Raw genomic sequence first — 16,874 nt, 5'->3', positions numbered from 1 at the left:
GTGTCGGATGGCTAATGGGTGGCTAAGTGAATTTGGGGTGGGATTGCGGCGCGCTTGGCCGGACGCTGGCGGGGCGGGCGCGCGGCTCCGGCGGGTTGGCTCCGGTCAGCCGGCGTTGCGGTTTCGACTCTCGTCTGCGGCGCGCGCTTGAGCCAGCCGGTGCCGGTTCATGGGTGCGCTCTCCGGGTCCTGGCCCTGAACCGCTGCGAACAGGCAGGCGTCCCACCGGGACCCGTTGCCTGCGCCGGTTGTCCGTGAGGGCGGCCTTCGCAGCCACAGTCGCAAGACCGGTCTCACAAAATGGCCCGCCACGCGCTCACGCTTTCGGCGCCCAGCATTATCGCTCATGCGCGGAGCATGGCCGCCGCAAACCCTGAATCGTCAGGATTGCGGCTTCTCGACGATCACGCGGCGCGTATCGCGCGCGATCACCTGCATCGGGAAGCCCTGCGCGGCCAGTTCGTCGTAGCGCTGCACCGGCATCAGCGCGAGGGCGTAGCGCTCGGCCTTCCAGCGCTGCTCCCAGTCGGCAATGGTCGGCACCCATTTTTGCGGCTCCTCGGAGATGCCGAAGGCCAGCTCGTCGGTGACCTGCACCATCGTCATCGTGTGGCGCACGTAGAACGGCATCGTATGGTCGAGCACGCCCACCGAATAGAACGGCGTATCGGGTGGCAGTTTGGCGATGGCCGCGCGCACGGCGGGCGCGAGCGGCGCGCCCGAGCTGAGCGTGCCGAACACGTCGTGCCCCGTGCCCGCGATGGTCGCGAGCAGCAGCCACGCGGTGCCGAGCGCCACGGCCGGCGCGCTCGCGCCCGTCTCGGGCGTGCGTTTCGCGCGGGCGAGGCGCAATCCGATCATGGTGGCGATGAAGGCGACCGCGGCGGCGGCGAACACCCAGACCTGGAATTCGCGATAGAGCGCGTTGGGGTTGCGCGAGTCGCCGAGGCGCGTGAGCACGAAGGAGCCTGCCATCAGCACGACGGCGAGGAGCGCGTAGCCCGCCAGGTGGCGGTTCCACTGCTTGCGCGTCATGAGCGGCAGATACAGGCCGATGACGAGCGCAAGCGGCGGCGCGATCGGCAGCGTGTACGAAATCAGCTTCGAGTGCGAGGCGCTGAAGAACAGGAAGATGAACGCGCTCCAGATCAGCATCAGCGTGACGGGGGCGAAGCCGTTGGGCTGTTTCGGCGCGCGCAGCGCATGGCGCACGCTTTGCACGCTCACCGAGAGCCACGGCAGGAAGCCCACGAGGATCACGGGCACGAAGTACCAGAACGCGCCGGGGCGGTTCTGCGCCGGCGTCAAATAGCGCTGGAACTGCTGGACGATGAAGAAGAAGTTGAAGAATTCCGGATTGCGCTGCTGCACCAGCACGAACCACGGCGCGACGATCGCGAAAAAGACAATCAGGCCGCTCACGAGATACAGCCGCTTCCAGAGCGCCCAGTCGCGCGCGAGCACGGTGTAGAGCACCAGCACGGCGCCGGGCAGGATCAGGCCGATCAGGCCCTTCGAGAGCACGGCGAGCGCCATCGAGCCCCAGCAGACCCACATCCACAGGCGCGCCGAGCGCGTGGACAGGTTCGGGCGCTGGGCGAGCAGCAGCGCGCAGAGCGTGAGCTCCATCCAGAACGACAGGGCCATGTCGAGCGTGTTGAAATGGCCCATCAGGTTCCAGTAGGGCGCGCAGGCGAGCACGAGCGCGGCGAAGAAGCCCGTGGCGGCGTTGAAGACGCGCGCACCGGTGAAGCCGATCAGCAGCACGCCCGCGAAGCCCGTGAGGGCCGTGTAGAGGCGCGCCTGCCATTCGCCGAGACCGAACCATGCGAACGTGAGCGCGTTCATCCAGGTTTGCAGCGGCGGCTTCTCGAAATACTTGTAGCCGTTGTAGCGCGGGGTGATCCAGTCGCCGCTGGCGAGCATCTCGCGCGCCATTTCAGCGTAGCGGCCTTCGTCGCTCGGCAGCAGATGGCGCCAGCCAAGCGGCACGAACCAGATCACAGCGAAAGCGACGATCAGGAGCAGGATCGCGCTGCGATTGAGCGGCAGCCTCGAGGGCGTATCGTTCATGTTTCCAGCCTGTTCTTGTTGATGTTGCGGTCGGTCAGGCAGCGCGGCGCCCGCGGGTGGCGGGCGCGCGCAACGCCTGCGCGGCGCGCAAGTGTACTACGGCGCGCGAGGCTTACCTGAAGGCGAGCTTAAGGCGGACTTGAAGCGGCGCGAGGCAGGTCAGCTTTCGATCAGAAGCGCGGCGGCCACGCGCCGGCCTTCGGCCATCAGGATGTTGTAAGTGCGGCAGGCGGCCTTGAAGTCCATCGCCTCGACGCCGATGCGCTTCGCGCTCAGCGCCGCGGTCAGGCGCGGATGCGGAAACTGCAGCCGCTCGCCGCTGCCGAACACCACCACCTCGGGGTTGAGCGGCAGCAGCATCGCGAAGAGTTCGGGGGTCAGGGCGTCGAACGCATTGACCGGCCAGGGCACGACGGGCGAGTCGGGCATCACGATGATGCTGCCGGTGTGGCGCTGGAGATTGATTTCGACATAGTCGGCGCCGTAACCGGTGACGGTGTTCAGCGCGCCGCTGGAGTCCTGGTGTAGTTTCAAAACTCGGTTCCGGAAGGTCTCGGTTCGGGAGAGGCGCAGCCAGGGTGCATGGCGCATCCTGGCCGCCCGGCCGGGCAATCTGCGCGTGTCGAGGGCATCGACAGTATCGGGACGGCCTCGCGGCGGTCGCGCCCCGATTTCGTCTCCTCCGCGGCGGGACGGGCTCGCGCGGCGGATTGCGCATTGCGGAAGTCGGCCAAAATCCGCTAAATTATAGCTTTTTAGCGGCTGCGACGCCGGACCCCGCCCCAAAGTGCCCCGGAGCCGGCCGCGAGCCCTCCGTGTGCGCCTGCTGCATCCGCATCACGCCATCCGCCCGCATCATCCACCGAAGGGCGAACGCAGTCACAAGCTGCAGGCAGGCTGCCAACCCGTACAATCCGTGCAACTCGTGCATGGCGTGCCGCTCCTGCAAGGCTCGCGGCCCCGCGCGCCGTCTGTTCTGCACCGATCCACCCCGTCGCAGCCCGATTCAGCTTTTAGACTGCTCTTAGACCCGCTTCTGGACCCACCGCCCGCCGTGAAACCGATCCTCAAATCCAACAAGCTGCAGAACGTTTGCTACGACATCCGGGGGCCGGTGCTCGAGCATGCCAAGCGCCTCGAAGAAGAAGGCCATCGCATCATCAAGCTGAATATCGGCAATCTCGCGCCGTTTGGTTTCGATGCGCCCGACGAAGTCATTCAGGACATGATCCTGAACCTGCCGGGCTCCTCGGGGTATTCGGACTCGAAGGGCGTGTTCGCCGCGCGCAAGGCGATCATGCATTACGCGCAGCAAAAGGGCGTCAAGGGCGTCGAGCTCGACGACATCTACATCGGCAATGGTGCGTCCGAGCTGATCGTGATGGCGATGCAGGCGCTCCTGAACGACGAGGACGAAGTGCTGCTGCCGGCGCCCGACTATCCGCTCTGGACCGCGGCGGTGAGCCTCTCGGGCGGCACGCCGGTGCACTACATCTGCGACGAATCGAACGCCTGGATGCCCGATCTCGACGACATCCGCGCGAAGATCACGCCGAACACGCGCGCACTCGTGGTCATCAACCCGAACAACCCCACGGGGGCGCTGTATTCGGACGAATTGCTGCGCGGCCTCGTGGCCATCGCGCGCGAGCACGGCCTGATCATTTTCGCCGACGAGGTCTACGACAAGATCATCTACGACGGCAAGAGCCACACGGCGCTCGGCTCGCTCTCCGAAGACGTCATCACGGTCACGCTCAACAGCCTGTCGAAGAGCTATCGCGCGTGCGGCTACCGCGCGGGCTGGATGTTCATCTCGGGCCTGACGGCCGAGAACCGCCGCCGCTCGAAGGACTACACCGAAGGCCTGGGCATTCTGGCGTCGATGCGCCTGTGCGCGAACGTGCCCGGCCAGTATGCGATCCAGACGGCGCTGGGCGGCTACCAGAGCATCAACGAGCTGATCCAGCCGGGCGGGCGCCTGTATCGCCAGCGCGAGCTCGCCTACAACATGCTCACGGCCATTCCCGGCGTGACCTGCGTGAAGCCCGAGGCCGCGCTCTACATGTTCCCGCGCCTCGACCCGAAGCTCTATCCGATCCAGGACGATCAGCAGTTCATCCTCGACCTGCTGCTCGCGGAGCGCGTCCTGCTGGTGCAGGGCACGGGTTTCAACTGGAAGCAGCCGGACCACTTCCGCGTGGTGTTCCTGCCGAACGTCGACGACCTGACCGATTCGATCAACCGCATCGCGCGCTTCCTCGACGGCTATCGCCAGAGGCACGGCACCTGAGCGGGCACTGAGGCACACGACATGCGCGCCGCCCGGTTGACGTTTCAGGCGCGGCGCAACCGCTTTTCCCTTTTACACACTTAGACGAACACACGCTGCATGGAACCGATCAAAGTAGGTCTCTTGGGCTTCGGCACGGTGGGCAGCGGCACCTTCACGGTACTGCGCCGCAACCAGGAAGAAATCAAACGCCGCGCGGGCCGCGGCATCGAGGTCGCGCGCATCGCCGTGCGCAACCCGGCCAAGGCCACGGCGGCGCTCGGCGCCGATGCCGGCACCGTCGAGTTGACGAGCGACTTCAACGCGGTCGTCGACGACCCGTCGATTTCGATCGTCGCCGAAATGATCGGCGGCACCGGCGTCGCGAAGGAGCTCGTGCTGCGCGCCATCGCCAACGGCAAGCACGTGGTCACCGCGAACAAGGCGCTGCTGGCGGTCCACGGCACCGAGATCTTCGAAGCGGCGCGCGCCCGGGGCGTGATGGTCGCGTTCGAGGCGGCGGTCGCGGGTGGCATTCCCATCATCAAGGCGCTGCGCGAAGGCCTCACGGCCAACCGCATCGAGTACATCGCCGGCATCATCAACGGCACCACGAACTACATCCTGTCGGAGATGCGCGAGCGCGGCCTCGACTTCGCGACCGCGCTCAAGGGCGCGCAGGAGCTCGGCTACGCCGAAGCCGATCCGACCTTCGACATCGAAGGCGTGGACGCCGCGCACAAGGCCACGATCATGAGCGCGATCGCGTTCGGCGTGCCCGTGCAGTTCGACAAGGCCTACGTGGAAGGCATCAGCAAGCTCGACGCCATCGACATCAAGTACGCGGAAGAACTCGGCTATCGCATCAAGCTGCTCGGCATCGCGCGCCGCACGGAGAAGGGCATCGAGTTGCGCACGCACCCGACGCTGATTCCGGCCAAGCGCCTGCTCGCGAACGTGGAAGGCGCGATGAACGCAGTGGTCGTGCACGGCGACGCCGTGGGCACGACGCTCTATTACGGCAAGGGTGCGGGCGCGGAGCCGACGGCCTCGGCCGTGGTGGCCGATCTCGTCGACGTCACGCGCCTGCATACGGCCGACCCCGAGCACCGCGTGCCGCATCTGGCGTTCCAGCCAGAGAGCCTCTCGAACACGCCGATCCTGCCGATCGACGAAGTCACGAGCGGCTATTACCTGCGCCTGCGCGTGGCCGACCAGACCGGCGTGATGGCCGACATCACGCGCATCCTCGCCGACAGCGGCATTTCGATCGACGCGCTGCTGCAAAAGGAATCGGAGCAGATCGACGCGCAGGGCAAGGCGGAAACCGACATCATCCTGATCACGCACGAGACCGTCGAAAAGCGCGTCAACGCGGCGATCGCGCAGATCGAGAAGCTGGCGACCGTGAAGTCGTCGGTGACGAAGCTGCGCATGGAAGGACTGAACTAAGGCAACGGCAAGGGCAACGCAATGAATTACCTATCGACGCGCGGCGCGGGCGCCGGCGAGCATCACTCGTTTTCCGACATCCTGCTGGGCGGCCTCGCGCGCGACGGCGGCCTCTATCTGCCGGCCGAATATCCGAAGATCGGCAAGGACGAGCTCGCGCGCTGGCGCGGCCTCTCGTACGCGGACCTCGCGTTCGAGATTCTCTCGAAGTTCAGCGACGACATTCCCGCCGAGGACCTGCGCGATCTGACGCGCCGCACCTACACGGCGCAAACGTACTGCAACGTGCGCCACGGCGAGGACGCGAGCAAGATCACGCCACTCACGACGCTCGGCGAGGAAAACGGTGCGCCGCTCTCGCTGCTCGAGCTCTCGAACGGCCCGACGCTCGCGTTCAAGGACATGGCGATGCAGCTGCTCGGCAACCTGTTCGAGTACGCGCTCGCGAAGGCGGGGCAGCAGCTGAACATCCTCGGCGCGACTTCCGGTGATACCGGCAGCGCCGCCGAATACGCGATGCGCGGCAAGAAGGGCGTGCGCGTGTTCATGCTCTCGCCGCACAAGAAGATGAGCGCGTTCCAGACCGCGCAGATGTTCAGCCTGCAGGACCCGAACATCTTCAATCTCGCGGTGGAAGGCGTGTTCGACGACTGCCAGGACATCGTCAAGGCCGTCTCGAACGATCACGCATACAAGGCGCAGCAGAAGATCGGCACGGTCAACTCGATCAACTGGGCGCGCGTCGTGGCCCAGGTCGTCTACTACTTCGCGGGCTATTTCGCCGCGACGAAGAGCAACGACGAGCGCGTCTCGTTCACGGTGCCCTCGGGCAACTTCGGCAACGTCTGCGCGGGCCATATCGCGCGCATGATGGGCCTGCCGATTGAAAAGCTCGTGGTCGCCACCAACGAGAACGACGTGCTCGACGAGTTCTTCCGCACGGGCGTCTACCGCGTGCGCGCCTCGGCCGAGACCTATCACACGACCAGCCCGAGTATGGACATCTCGAAGGCGTCGAATTTCGAGCGCTTCGTCTACGACCTGCTCGGCCGCGATCCGGCGCGCGTCACGCAACTGTTCCGCGACGTCGAGGAAAAGGGCGGTTTCGATCTCGCGGCCAGCGGCGACTTCGTGCGCGTGCAGCAGTTCGGTTTCGTCTCGGGGCGCAGCAGCCACGAGGACCGCATCGCCACGATCCGCGACGTCTACTCGCGCTACCAGACCATGATCGACACCCATACGGCAGACGGCGTGAAGGTCGCGCGCGAGCATCTGCAGCCCGGCGTGCCGATGATCGTGCTCGAAACTGCGCAGCCGGTAAAGTTCGGCGAGACGATCCGCGAAGCGCTCGCGCGCGAGCCCGAGCGTCCGGCCGCGTTCGAGGGTCTCGAGGCGCTGCCGCAGCGTTTCGAAGTCGTGCCGGCCGATGCGCAGCGCGTGAAGGACTACATCGCCGCGCATACGGGGCTTTGAGGGTGCTTTGGCGGCGTCTTGATGACGCCGAACCCCGGCCGCGGGCGTCTTGCGCGCCACGGCCGGGGTGATGCAAAACCGCTGCGGCAGGGTTCCGGTCGTCGCAGTCGGGTTGCAGCGAATGTGCGGCATAAGGGGTGGCGGCGCAATGCCGCGTCCCCGCCGCTACAATACCGACAGACCATCTCTGTCGAAGGCGCCGCAAGCGGCGTCCAGTCCAGCCCAACAGTCCGCCAATGTCCACGCCTCAATCCCCATCTTCCGCTGCCACCGCGCCCGCGCCGCGCGCGCCGATGCTTTCGACCGCCGATGCGCTCGCCACGCTGCTCGCCGCCGCGAAGCCGCTGACCGGCGCAGCAAGCGCTGACGCAACCGAGACCGTCTCGACCTTCGACGCGCTGAACCGCGTGCTGGCGGTCGAAGTCGTCTCGCCGCTCGACGTGCCGCCGATGCACACGAGCGCGATGGACGGTTACGCGGTGCGCGTGGCCGATCTCGCGCAAGGCAGCCGCCGGCTGCCGGTCTCGCAGCGCATCCCCGCCGGGCATGCGCCGCAGCCGCTCGCGGCGGGTACGGCGGCGCGCATCTTCACGGGCGCGACGGTGCCGCCGGGCGCCGATGCCGTGGTGATGCAGGAGCAGACCGAGACCGCCGACGGCGAGGTGACGATCCTGCACACGCCCAAGGCGGGCGAGTGGATCACGGCACAGGGCGCCGACATCAAGAAGGGCTCGGTGATCCTGCCCGCGGGCACGCGGCTGACGCCGGCAGCGCTCGGGCTGGCGGCGTCGGTGGGTTGCGCGACGCTCACGGTGGCGCGCCGCGTGAAAGTGGCGGTGTTCTTCACCGGCGACGAATTGACCATGCCGGGTGAGCCGCTCAAGCCGGGCGCGATCTACAACTCGAACCGCTTCACGCTGACGGGCCTGCTGCGCAACCTGGGCTGCGAGGTGACCGACTACGGCATCGTCCCGGACCGGCTCGACGTCACGCGCGCGACGCTGCGCGAGGCCGCCGCGAAGCACGACCTGATCCTGACCTCGGGCGGCGTTTCCGTGGGCGAGGAAGACCACGTGAGGCCCGCGGTGGAGGCCGAAGGGCGCATCAACATGTGGCAGATCGCGATGAAGCCGGGCAAGCCGCTCGCGTTCGGCGCGGTGCGCCGGGCGCAGGCCGACGCAGGGACGGATTCGGGCAAAGATGGAGGTAATGGCGCCGACGAGGCCTTTTTCATCGGTCTGCCCGGCAATCCGGTGTCGAGCTTCGTCACCTTCCTGCTGTTCGTGCGCCCGTTCCTGCTGCGTCTCGCCGGCGCGACGCACGTGAGCCCGCGCGCACTCTCGCTGCGCGCCGACTTCACGCAGGCCAAAGCCGACCGCCGCAACGAGTTCCTGCGCGCGCGCGTGAATCCGGCGGGCGGCCTCGAACTGTTCTCGAACCAGAGCTCGGCGGTGCTGACCTCGACCGTATGGGGCGACGGCGTCATCGACAATCCGCCCAATCATGCGATCAGCGCGGGCGAGACCGTGCGTTTCATTCCTTTCACCGAACTGCTGTATTGAGCGTCATCCGATGAAGATCCAGTTGAAATTTTTTGCGAGCGTGCGCGAGGCGCTGGGCGTGGCCGACGAAACGGTCACGCTGCCCGAGGGCATCGTCACGGTGGGCGACGTGCGCGGCTGGCTGCGCGCGCGCGGCGGCGCCTGGGCGGAAACGCTGGCGGAGGGGCGCGCGCTGCGCATGGCCTGCAACCATGTGATGACCGAGCCGGCCACGCGCATTACCGAGGGCTGCGAAGTGGCGTTTTTCCCGCCGGTCACGGGCGGTTGACCCCCCATCAGAACGACGAGGAGAGCGGCCATGCCCGTGCGTGTCCAGACCGAAGATTTCGACCTGACGACCGAGGTGGCGCAATTGCGCGCGCACAATCCGGCGATTGGCGCGGTGGCGTGCTTCGTCGGGACCGTGCGCGACCTCAACGACGGCAGGGCCGTCGCGGGGATGGAGCTCGAGCACTATCCGGGCATGACGGAGAAGGCGCTGGAGGGCATCGTCGTCGAGGCGCAGCGGCGCTGGCCAGGCATCGAGGTGCTGATCATCCATCGGGTGGGCAAACTCGCGCCGCTCGACCAGATCGTGCTGGTCGCGACCACGTCGAAGCATCGTGGCGACGCGTTCGCCTCGTGCGAGTTCGTCATGGACTATCTGAAGTCCGAAGCGCCGTTCTGGAAGAAGGAAGAGACCGAGCATGGGGCGCGCTGGGTGGACGCGCGCGAGAGCGACGACGCGGCGCTAGCGCGCTGGGGCGTGACATCGACGAATGCGGCGAAAGAAAGCTGAGCGCGACGCCTGCGGCAAATCCGGATAGTTCCGATATTTCAGGCTTTATGGGATTCTTGCCGGGTTTTGGTTTATGCAACTAACAGTCTGTCGCCTCCCCACGCCCAAGGCTGGCGGTTCAGTGCGGGCGAGCGGCTTCGTCCTCGTCCATCGAGCGGCCGATGAACTTGGCCGGAAACGGCTCTCCAGTCGGGCGGGTCGGGAGATCGTGGCCGTGACCCGCAGGGCGCCGCCGCGGCGCCACCGAGTCCAGCAGCGCCTGCTGCTCGGGCGGAATCGTGTAATCCCAGCCGAAACGGCTTAGCTGCAGGCTTTGCGCGATGCGCAACGCGGGCTCCATGAACTGCACCGCCGCGGCGGGCTCGTAACGCGCCTGAACCGTATCGAGAAAGAGATAGAGCCAGTGGCTGAAATGCTGGGGCTCGACGCCCGGCACGGGGTCGTGCGCCTGTTGCACATTGCCGCGGTAAGTCTTCGTGCCGAGCACGAGACTCGACCAGAAGCGGCACATCTTCGGCAGATGCTCGTCCCAACGACCGGCCAGCACGTTATCGAAAACCGGGCCGAGCAGGGCGTCTGCGCGCACACGGTCGTAAAACGCGTAGACGAGCTCGCGGATGTTGTCTTCGGTGGGCGTGGCGTGCCGCACGGGGGCGGCGCTGGCGTCGGGGTGAGTCATGTCGGAAGCCTTCGGGCGATGCGCTGAGCCGCCAGGCGGCTCATGGGGCGTGCAAACGGCGTGCAAACTGCAACAAACTACGTAATGAACCAATCAACAATAGCGAAGTGCGAAGCAACGCAGCCATAATACCCAGGCGATCAAAAACTTGCATGCAGCTTGCATGTTATTGTATGGACTCCCGCGCCTGTGTGCGCCCACCGACCTCCCGGCACCATGAGACTGACCGACTACACCGATTATTCGCTGCGTGTGATGCTTTATCTCGCGCTGCGTCGTGACGGGCTCTCGACGATCCAGGAGATCTCCGACGCCTACGGCATCTCGAAGAACCATCTGATGAAGGTGGTGCAGCGCCTGGGCGAGCTGGGCTGGGTCGATACCATCCGCGGGCGCAATGGCGGCCTGCGTCTCGGGCCGAACTCGCTCGAATTGAGCATCGGCACGGTCGTGCGGGAGACCGAGAGCGATTTCGCGCTGGTCGGGTGCTTCCCCGACGAACATGGTGAGCGCCGAAGCTGCGTCATTGAGCCGCAATGCCGCCTCAAACATGCGCTGGCGGCGGCGCGCGACGCGTTCCTGGCCGAGCTCGACCGGCACACCATCGGCGAGCTGGCGCAACCCGCGGGCGAGCTGACCGGCTTGCTGGGCCTTGCCCCCATTACGTTCGTGCCGCGCGCGCGGGCCGTGCGCCACGCGCCATCGCGCTAGCGAGCACGGAAGCGCGGCGCACCCAGCGTCCGCTCCTTCCGCCTTTCCCCGTCCCGCCTATCCTTCCTCACAGAGGTGCCTTTGTGCGCCTGTGGGGCTCGCTCCCCGTTTTGTGGCAGCGGGTGTGGCCACTCGCCCGGACATATCCGCGTGCTGGGGGCCGGCCATCGGCGCCTCGACCTCGAAAATCGGAAAAAATGACGCGGTGAGCGCTTGAAAATGGCGCAGTCCCCCTTAGATTTGGTGACAGTCAAGAAAACTGGAGGTCTCGTTTTAAATGAGAATCGACAAACTCACCACCAAGTTCCAGGAAGCACTCGCCGACGCCCAAAGCCTTGCCGTCGGCCACGACAATCAATACATCGAACCAGTCCACCTGCTGGCGGCGCTCGTCGCGCAGCAGGACGGCTCGGCGCGCTCGCTCATGTCGCGCGCGGGCGTGCAGGTGCAGGCGCTGCAGAACGCACTGAACGACGCCATCAACCGCTTGCCGCAGGTGCAGGGCACCGACGGCAACGTGCAGGTCGGCCGCGAGCTCACGGGCCTGCTCAATCAGGCCGACAAGGAAGCGCAGAAGCTCAACGACACCTACATCGCGAGCGAGATGTTCCTGCTGGCCGTCGCCGACGATAAAGGCGACGCGGGTCAAATCGCGCGCAAGAACGGCTTGACGCGCAAGGCGCTCGAAGCCGCGATCGTCGCGGTGCGCGGCGGCGCGCAAGTCCATAGCCAGGACGCCGAGAGCCAGCGCGAAGCGCTCAAGAAGTACACCGTCGATCTGACCGAGCGCGCGCGCGCGGGCAAGCTCGATCCCGTGATCGGCCGCGACGACGAAATCCGCCGCTCAATCCAGATCCTGCAGCGCCGCACCAAGAACAACCCGGTGCTGATCGGCGAGCCGGGCGTGGGCAAGACGGCCATCGTCGAAGGCCTCGCGCAGCGCATCGTCAACGGCGAAGTGCCGGAAACGCTCAAGGGCAAGCGCGTGCTTTCGCTCGACATGGCCGCGCTGCTCGCGGGCGCGAAGTATCGCGGCGAGTTCGAGGAGCGCCTGAAGTCCGTGCTCAACGACATCGCGAAGGACGAAGGCCAGACTATCGTCTTCATCGACGAAATCCACACGATGGTGGGCGCGGGCAAGGCCGAAGGCGCGATGGATGCGGGCAACATGCTCAAGCCGGCGCTCTCGCGCGGCGAACTGCATTGCATCGGCGCGACCACGCTCGACGAATACCGCAAGTACATCGAAAAGGATGCCGCGCTCGAGCGCCGCTTCCAGAAGGTGCTCATCGACGAACCGGCGGTCGAGGCGACTATCGCGATCCTGCGTGGCTTGCAGGAGAAGTACGAGCTGCACCACGGCGTGGAGATCACCGATCCGGCGATCGTCGCGGCGGCGGAACTCTCGCATCGCTACATCACCGATCGCTTCCTGCCCGACAAGGCCATCGACCTGATCGATGAAGCGGCTTCGAAGATCAAGATGGAAATTGATTCGAAGCCCGAAGAGATGGACAAGCTCGACCGTCGTCTGATCCAGTTGAAAATCGAGCGCGAAGCCGTCAAGAAGGAAAAGGACGAAGCGTCGCAAAAGCGTCTGCAACTGATCGAGGAAGAGATCGACCGGCTGAGCCTCGAATATAAGGACCTCGAAGAGATCTGGACCGCCGAGAAAGCGGCGGTGCAGGGTAGCGCGCAGCTCAAGGAAGAGATCGACCGCGTGCGCGCCGAGATCACGAAGCTTCAGCGCGAGGGCAAGCTCGAGAAGGTGGCCGAACTGCAGTACGGCAAGCTGCCGCAACTCGAATCGCAACTGAAGCAGGTCACGCAGGCCGAGGCGAGCGAGCAGAACAACCCGACGCGCCATCGTCTGCTGCGCACCCAGGTGGGCGCCGAGGAAATCGCCGAAGTCGTGTCGCGTTCGACCGGCATTCCGGTCTCGCGCATGATGCAGGGCGAGCGCGAAAAGCTGCTGCTGATCGAAGACAAGCTGCACGAGCGTGTGGTCGGCCAGGACGAAGCGATCAACGCCGTGGCCGATGCGATCCGCCGCTCGCGCGCCGGTCTCGCGGACCCGAACAAGCCCTATGGCTCGTTCCTGTTCCTCGGGCCGACGGGCGTGGGCAAGACCGAGCTCTGCAAGGTGCTGGCGGGCTTCCTGTTCGATTCGGAGGATCACCTCATCCGCATCGACATGAGCGAGTTCATGGAGAAGCACAGCGTCGCGCGTCTGATCGGCGCGCCGCCGGGATACGTGGGCTACGAGGAGGGCGGCTATCTGACCGAGGCCGTGCGCCGCAAGCCGTACAGCGTGATCCTGCTCGACGAAGTCGAGAAGGCGCACCCGGACGTGTTCAACGTGCTGCTGCAGGTGCTCGACGACGGCCGCATGACCGATGGCCAGGGGCGCACGGTCGACTTCAAGAACACGGTGATCGTGATGACGTCTAACCTCGGTTCGCACCTGATCCAGGCGATGGCGGGCGAGCCGCAGGAAGCGGTCAAGGACGCGGTGTGGAACGAAGTGAAGCAGCAGTTCCGGCCTGAGTTCCTGAACCGGATCGACGAAGTCGTGGTGTTCCATGCGCTCGACCGCTCGAACATCGAGTCGATCGCGAAGATCCAGTTGCAGCGTCTGCGCGAGCGTCTGGAGAAGCTCGACATGGAGCTGATGGTGTCGGACGAAGCGCTCGGCCAGATCGCCAAGGTCGGCTACGATCCGCTGTTCGGTGCGCGGCCGCTCAAGCGCGCGATCCAGCAGGAGATCGAGAATCCGGTCGCCAAGCTGATCCTCGCGGGCAAGTTCGGGCCGAAGGATGTGATTCCGGTCGACATCCACGACGGGAAGTTTGTGTTTGAACGCGTCGTGCACTGATCATGCATTAGGCTGCGATGCCGCTGCGTGCCGCGAGGCGCGCATCTCCAACGAAAAGGGCAACGGAATTGATTCGTTGCCCTTTTTTTATATGTAGCTCCCATATGTCTCGTCATAGATATCCCGAAGCAGCCTACCGTCGCAGGTCCAGTTTGGTCCTGGCGCCACGCTGTATTCCAGGGCTTGGTCCTTACGGGTTGCAGCAGTCAGTGACATTTCCTTGCCGTCAAATCGCACCGTGCGGTTGCCAGCCACTATAGCGATAGCGCCGGTATGGACCGATTGCAGCTCGGTGCCTACCGGAAGCCCCATTTCCTCAAAATTCAAATTGGGGCGACGCGATTTCAACTGGTTGGCGGCGCTCTTCGATTGTTCGTCTACCGGCGACGGCTGGCTCTCCACTTCTGCCGTTGCGTCCTCCACATGCAACAGCCTGAGAATCGCGATGGCCTGGTTCGGATCAATCTGGAAGAACTCGCGTTTGGGGTTGATCCGATTCGGAGCAAAAGCCAGGTGTAGCGCCTTTTCGACTTCTTCCGGATTGGGCACTTTGCAAGCAAATTCCAGTTTGAAGGGTACAGGTACCCATGTCGTGTAAAGCTGGCCGAGACGCGTATTGGCATCTTCTTGTGCCGTGCAGCCAATCTTCACCAGACCCGGCATGGCTGGATTGCTCAGCACATAAACAACGCACAACGTCATTTCGATTCCTAAAGTCTTGTTGCAACGACGCCCGATGGCTACGCAGGACATGTATCTAGGGAACGGATTCTAAGGTTGGGACAGAGTAGTGGTTATTGACGACCGTCATGTCTCGAAGTCGATGCTCAACGTTCGCCGGGAATCGTCCTGGAGCGGACGTTGTCTTACCCAGTGAACTCACCGGGGCGTATCGCAATTGAGATACAATGAAGTATTGTCCCCGACGGAGAAGCAAACATGGCCGCGCAAACTTCAATGTTGCACATTCGGATTGATGACCAGCTCAAGGCCGCTGCAAGTGAAAAGCTCGCAGGCGTCGGCTTGACGGTTTCGGATGCCGTGCGGATTCTGCTTACCCGCGTTGTACGCGACGGAGGCCTGCCCGCGGGACTCACGATGGACGAGGCGGCTTATGACGACTGGTTCAGGGCCAAGGTTCAGGAGGCGCTAGATGACCCTCGCCCAAGTGTGAGTAACGATGACGTCAAGGCTCATTTCGCGGCCCGGCGTGAAGCACTTCGAAAACGGATTGGGCCAAAAACTTGAAAATCGTGTGGAATCAGCATGCGCTGGACGATCGCGACGCGAACCTGGAATATGTTGGGCGCGGTAGCCCGGCTGCCGCCATCCAGTTGGACGATGAGGTCGAACAGCAGGTGGATACGCTGATCAACTACCTCATGATCGGACGCATCGGCCGAGTGCCGGGGACTCGGGAACTGGTAATTCTACGTACACCGTATATCGCTGTTTATCAGATCGATGAGCAGCAACAATGCATAGAGGTCCTACGTATTCTTACTAACTGGCAGCAGTGGCCGTGAACGGCCTTTGATCGCTGGCAGAAAAATGGGCAACGGAATTTTCCGTTGCCCATTTTTTTATGCACGCGCGCCTGGCGCGCGCCAACTCACGCCTGCTTGTTCCCACCACCAAACAGCGAAGCAAGACCGCCGAGCGTGCCCAGCACGCTCTCCGAATTGATCTGGCCGCCGTTGGGCACTTCTCCATTCGGCGTGCCGGCGTTGACCACGTGCGGCAGCACCTGGGCGAGCAGGCCGCTCACCTGCTCGGGCTGCATGCCGACCTTCTGCGCGAGACCCGAAACCACGTCGGAGCCCAGCACGTTGTGAAGCTGGTCCGGCGAAACGGCCTGGTTCTCGCCGTTGCCGACCCACGACTGCACGACATCGCCGAGACCGCCTTGCTGGAACTTCTGGATGAGGCCGTTCAGTCCGCCCGGCTGGTTGTTGATGAATTCCATCGCGACAGCGAGGAGTTGGGCTTGGCCGCCGCCTTGTTGCTGCGACGAGGAACCGAGCAGGGAACCGAGGGTATCTAGCAGGCTCATGACATTCTCTCTGGATGATGGCCGCGACAGGGAACGCGGCCGGTAAATCGGACGGCGCACACGAGGTGCGCCGCGTAGTGCTGTCCGGCTGTCCCGCGGCGGCCGGAGCCGCACATGTGGGAGCGGATCAAATCCGGGTGCCGGAATCAGGCGCCCGATGCAGCCGCATCGGAAGCGGCCTTGCTCTTCTTCGACTTTTTGGACTTCTTCGCCTTGGTGTCCGAAGCGGCACCCGGAGCCGCTGCGGCGGATCCCGCCTCAGGCGCGCTCGCGGCGGCGGCCGCCTTGTCCTTCTTGCTCTTGTGCTTCGACTTGCTCGTGCTCGTCTCCGACGCCGCTTGCGGTGCGGTCGTGGCCGCGGGTGTCTGGGACGTCGTCATGGGGTTGGGCGCGGTTCCGGTGGTCCCGGTCGCTGCGGTAGCAGCGGGAGTGGCGCTCTTGCTGCTCTTGGCCGACGTGGTGCTCTTGCCCGCAGGCGGCGCCGACGAGCCATTGATCGTCAGGCCCGCGGCTTCGAGGTTCTGCACCGACTTCGGACCGATGCCCTTGACGCGGGTCACGAGGTCGTCGGCGTCCTTGAAGGGGCCGTTCTTGCTGCGTTCGTCGATGATCGCCTTGGCGTGGGCCGGGCCAATGCCCTTGACGGTTTCGAGTGCGGCTTGATCGGCCGTGTTGACTTCGACGGCCGCCGCGAGCGCAGCGGACAGCGACAGACCCAGTGCGAGGAACAGCATCAGCAGCTTCTTGAGCATGGCAATCACTCCATTGAGGGCATTTCGGTTAGCCGGGAACGGACGACGCATCCAGTCGGTGGCGCTGCGCTACAAGAATAAGACAGTTGGCGTATCCGTGGATGGAAGCGGTCGATTTATACCCACGGTTTCGCGACAACACAACCGCGCCGCACAATATTTAATACTTCTGTGCAATTCGATGGCGGCGGACG

The 16,874-nt window shown here is 64.7% G+C and carries 16 protein-coding genes; 10 read left to right on the top strand and 6 right to left on the bottom strand.

Annotated elements, in window-relative coordinates; all coding sequences use genetic code 11:
* Positions 1-381 precede the first annotated feature (381 nt).
* Both U5775_RS07540 and U5775_RS07535 read right to left on the bottom strand, forming a co-directional pair.
* Positions 382-2,073 carry a glycosyltransferase family 39 protein gene (locus tag U5775_RS07540; RefSeq protein ID WP_322057501.1) on the bottom strand — a complete coding sequence of 564 codons (1,692 nt, stop codon included), beginning with the start codon at positions 2,071-2,073 and terminating at the stop codon, positions 382-384.
* A gap of 159 nt (positions 2,074-2,232) precedes the next feature.
* Positions 2,233-2,607, bottom strand: coding sequence for an Mth938-like domain-containing protein (locus U5775_RS07535; RefSeq protein ID WP_322057695.1), 375 nt, complete (start codon positions 2,605-2,607; stop codon positions 2,233-2,235).
* A gap of 520 nt (positions 2,608-3,127) precedes the next feature.
* On the opposite strand from U5775_RS07535, the gene U5775_RS07530 reads away from it, so the two are divergent.
* The 6 genes from U5775_RS07530 to U5775_RS07505 all read left to right on the top strand — a co-directional run bounded on the left by U5775_RS07530 (position 3,128) and on the right by U5775_RS07505 (position 9,610).
* On the top strand, positions 3,128-4,366 hold the full coding sequence (locus U5775_RS07530) for a pyridoxal phosphate-dependent aminotransferase (protein WP_415913532.1): 1,239 nt from the start codon (positions 3,128-3,130) through the stop codon (positions 4,364-4,366).
* Positions 4,367-4,465: 99 nt separating this feature from the next.
* Positions 4,466-5,797 carry a homoserine dehydrogenase gene (locus tag U5775_RS07525; protein ID WP_322057500.1) on the top strand — a complete coding sequence of 444 codons (1,332 nt, stop codon included), beginning with the start codon at positions 4,466-4,468 and terminating at the stop codon, positions 5,795-5,797.
* A 21-nt stretch (positions 5,798-5,818) separates the two neighbouring features.
* Positions 5,819-7,270, top strand: a complete 1,452-nt coding sequence (gene thrC / locus U5775_RS07520; protein ID WP_322057499.1) for a threonine synthase — start codon at positions 5,819-5,821, stop codon at positions 7,268-7,270.
* Between the two features lie 293 nt (positions 7,271-7,563).
* Positions 7,564-8,832, top strand: coding sequence for a gephyrin-like molybdotransferase Glp (gene glp / locus U5775_RS07515; RefSeq protein ID WP_415913540.1), 1,269 nt, complete (start codon positions 7,564-7,566; stop codon positions 8,830-8,832).
* A 10-nt stretch (positions 8,833-8,842) separates the two neighbouring features.
* Entirely contained in the window at positions 8,843-9,100 is a 258-nt protein-coding gene (moaD, locus tag U5775_RS07510) for a molybdopterin converting factor subunit 1 (protein WP_322057497.1), read from the top strand.
* A 30-nt stretch (positions 9,101-9,130) separates the two neighbouring features.
* Positions 9,131-9,610, top strand: a complete 480-nt coding sequence (locus U5775_RS07505; RefSeq protein WP_322057496.1) for a molybdenum cofactor biosynthesis protein MoaE — start codon at positions 9,131-9,133, stop codon at positions 9,608-9,610.
* A 118-nt stretch (positions 9,611-9,728) separates the two neighbouring features.
* Here U5775_RS07505 and U5775_RS07500 read toward each other — a convergent pair whose 3' ends face one another.
* A complete protein-coding gene (locus tag U5775_RS07500; RefSeq protein ID WP_322057495.1) occupies positions 9,729-10,289 on the bottom strand; it encodes a group III truncated hemoglobin in 561 nt (186 codons plus the stop codon).
* 216 nt (positions 10,290-10,505) lie between these two features.
* Here U5775_RS07500 and U5775_RS07495 point away from each other — a divergent pair, with 216 nt between their 5' ends.
* Positions 10,506-11,000 (top strand): Rrf2 family transcriptional regulator, encoded by a 495-nt coding sequence (locus U5775_RS07495; protein WP_322057494.1) that lies wholly within the window; start codon positions 10,506-10,508, stop codon positions 10,998-11,000.
* Positions 11,001-11,277: 277 nt separating this feature from the next.
* Positions 11,278-13,875 (top strand): ATP-dependent chaperone ClpB, encoded by a 2,598-nt coding sequence (clpB, locus tag U5775_RS07490; protein ID WP_322057493.1) that lies wholly within the window; start codon positions 11,278-11,280, stop codon positions 13,873-13,875.
* Between the two features lie 87 nt (positions 13,876-13,962).
* Here the strand turns inward: clpB and U5775_RS07485 are convergent, their stop codons facing one another.
* Positions 13,963-14,577, bottom strand: coding sequence for a GIY-YIG nuclease family protein (locus tag U5775_RS07485; RefSeq protein WP_322057492.1), 615 nt, complete (start codon positions 14,575-14,577; stop codon positions 13,963-13,965).
* A 237-nt stretch (positions 14,578-14,814) separates the two neighbouring features.
* On the opposite strand from U5775_RS07485, the gene U5775_RS07480 reads away from it, so the two are divergent.
* Together U5775_RS07480 and U5775_RS07475 are read left to right on the top strand one after the other, a co-directional pair.
* A complete protein-coding gene (locus tag U5775_RS07480) occupies positions 14,815-15,123 on the top strand; it encodes a type II toxin-antitoxin system RelB/DinJ family antitoxin (protein WP_322057491.1) in 309 nt (102 codons plus the stop codon).
* A 5-nt stretch (positions 15,124-15,128) separates the two neighbouring features.
* Complete coding sequence (locus tag U5775_RS07475; protein WP_322057693.1) at positions 15,129-15,401, top strand: type II toxin-antitoxin system RelE/ParE family toxin; 273 nt, start codon at positions 15,129-15,131, stop codon at positions 15,399-15,401.
* 86 nt (positions 15,402-15,487) lie between these two features.
* On the opposite strand, the gene U5775_RS07470 is transcribed toward U5775_RS07475, so the two are convergent.
* Together U5775_RS07470 and U5775_RS07465 are read right to left on the bottom strand one after the other, a co-directional pair.
* Positions 15,488-15,928, bottom strand: coding sequence for a YidB family protein (locus U5775_RS07470; RefSeq protein WP_322057490.1), 441 nt, complete (start codon positions 15,926-15,928; stop codon positions 15,488-15,490).
* Positions 15,929-16,074: 146 nt separating this feature from the next.
* Positions 16,075-16,680, bottom strand: coding sequence for a helix-hairpin-helix domain-containing protein (locus U5775_RS07465; RefSeq protein ID WP_322057489.1), 606 nt, complete (start codon positions 16,678-16,680; stop codon positions 16,075-16,077).
* Between the last annotated feature and the right edge of the window lie 194 nt (positions 16,681-16,874).

Origin of the sequence: Paraburkholderia sp. J63 (genome assembly GCF_905220245.1) — a bacterium.
GTDB lineage: Bacteria > Pseudomonadota > Gammaproteobacteria > Burkholderiales > Burkholderiaceae > Paraburkholderia.
The sequence above is the reverse complement of the archived record's forward strand: the minus strand, read 5'-3'. Positions and strand labels throughout refer to the sequence as shown.

Coding starts and splice junctions, on each gene's coding strand:
- U5775_RS07540 (WP_322057501.1), bottom strand. CDS start 2,073: ATGAACGATACGCCCTCGAGGCTGCCGCTCAATCGCAGCGCGATCCTG.
- U5775_RS07525 (WP_322057500.1), top strand. CDS start 4,466: ATGGAACCGATCAAAGTAGGTCTCTTGGGCTTCGGCACGGTGGGCAGC.
- thrC (WP_322057499.1), top strand. CDS start 5,819: ATGAATTACCTATCGACGCGCGGCGCGGGCGCCGGCGAGCATCACTCG.
- glp (WP_415913540.1), top strand. CDS start 7,564: ATGCTTTCGACCGCCGATGCGCTCGCCACGCTGCTCGCCGCCGCGAAG.
- moaD (WP_322057497.1), top strand. CDS start 8,843: ATGAAGATCCAGTTGAAATTTTTTGCGAGCGTGCGCGAGGCGCTGGGC.
- U5775_RS07505 (WP_322057496.1), top strand. CDS start 9,131: ATGCCCGTGCGTGTCCAGACCGAAGATTTCGACCTGACGACCGAGGTG.
- U5775_RS07500 (WP_322057495.1), bottom strand. CDS start 10,289: ATGACTCACCCCGACGCCAGCGCCGCCCCCGTGCGGCACGCCACGCCC.
- U5775_RS07495 (WP_322057494.1), top strand. CDS start 10,506: ATGAGACTGACCGACTACACCGATTATTCGCTGCGTGTGATGCTTTAT.
- clpB (WP_322057493.1), top strand. CDS start 11,278: ATGAGAATCGACAAACTCACCACCAAGTTCCAGGAAGCACTCGCCGAC.
- U5775_RS07485 (WP_322057492.1), bottom strand. CDS start 14,577: ATGACGTTGTGCGTTGTTTATGTGCTGAGCAATCCAGCCATGCCGGGT.
- U5775_RS07480 (WP_322057491.1), top strand. CDS start 14,815: ATGGCCGCGCAAACTTCAATGTTGCACATTCGGATTGATGACCAGCTC.
- U5775_RS07470 (WP_322057490.1), bottom strand. CDS start 15,928: ATGAGCCTGCTAGATACCCTCGGTTCCCTGCTCGGTTCCTCGTCGCAG.
- U5775_RS07465 (WP_322057489.1), bottom strand. CDS start 16,680: ATGCTCAAGAAGCTGCTGATGCTGTTCCTCGCACTGGGTCTGTCGCTG.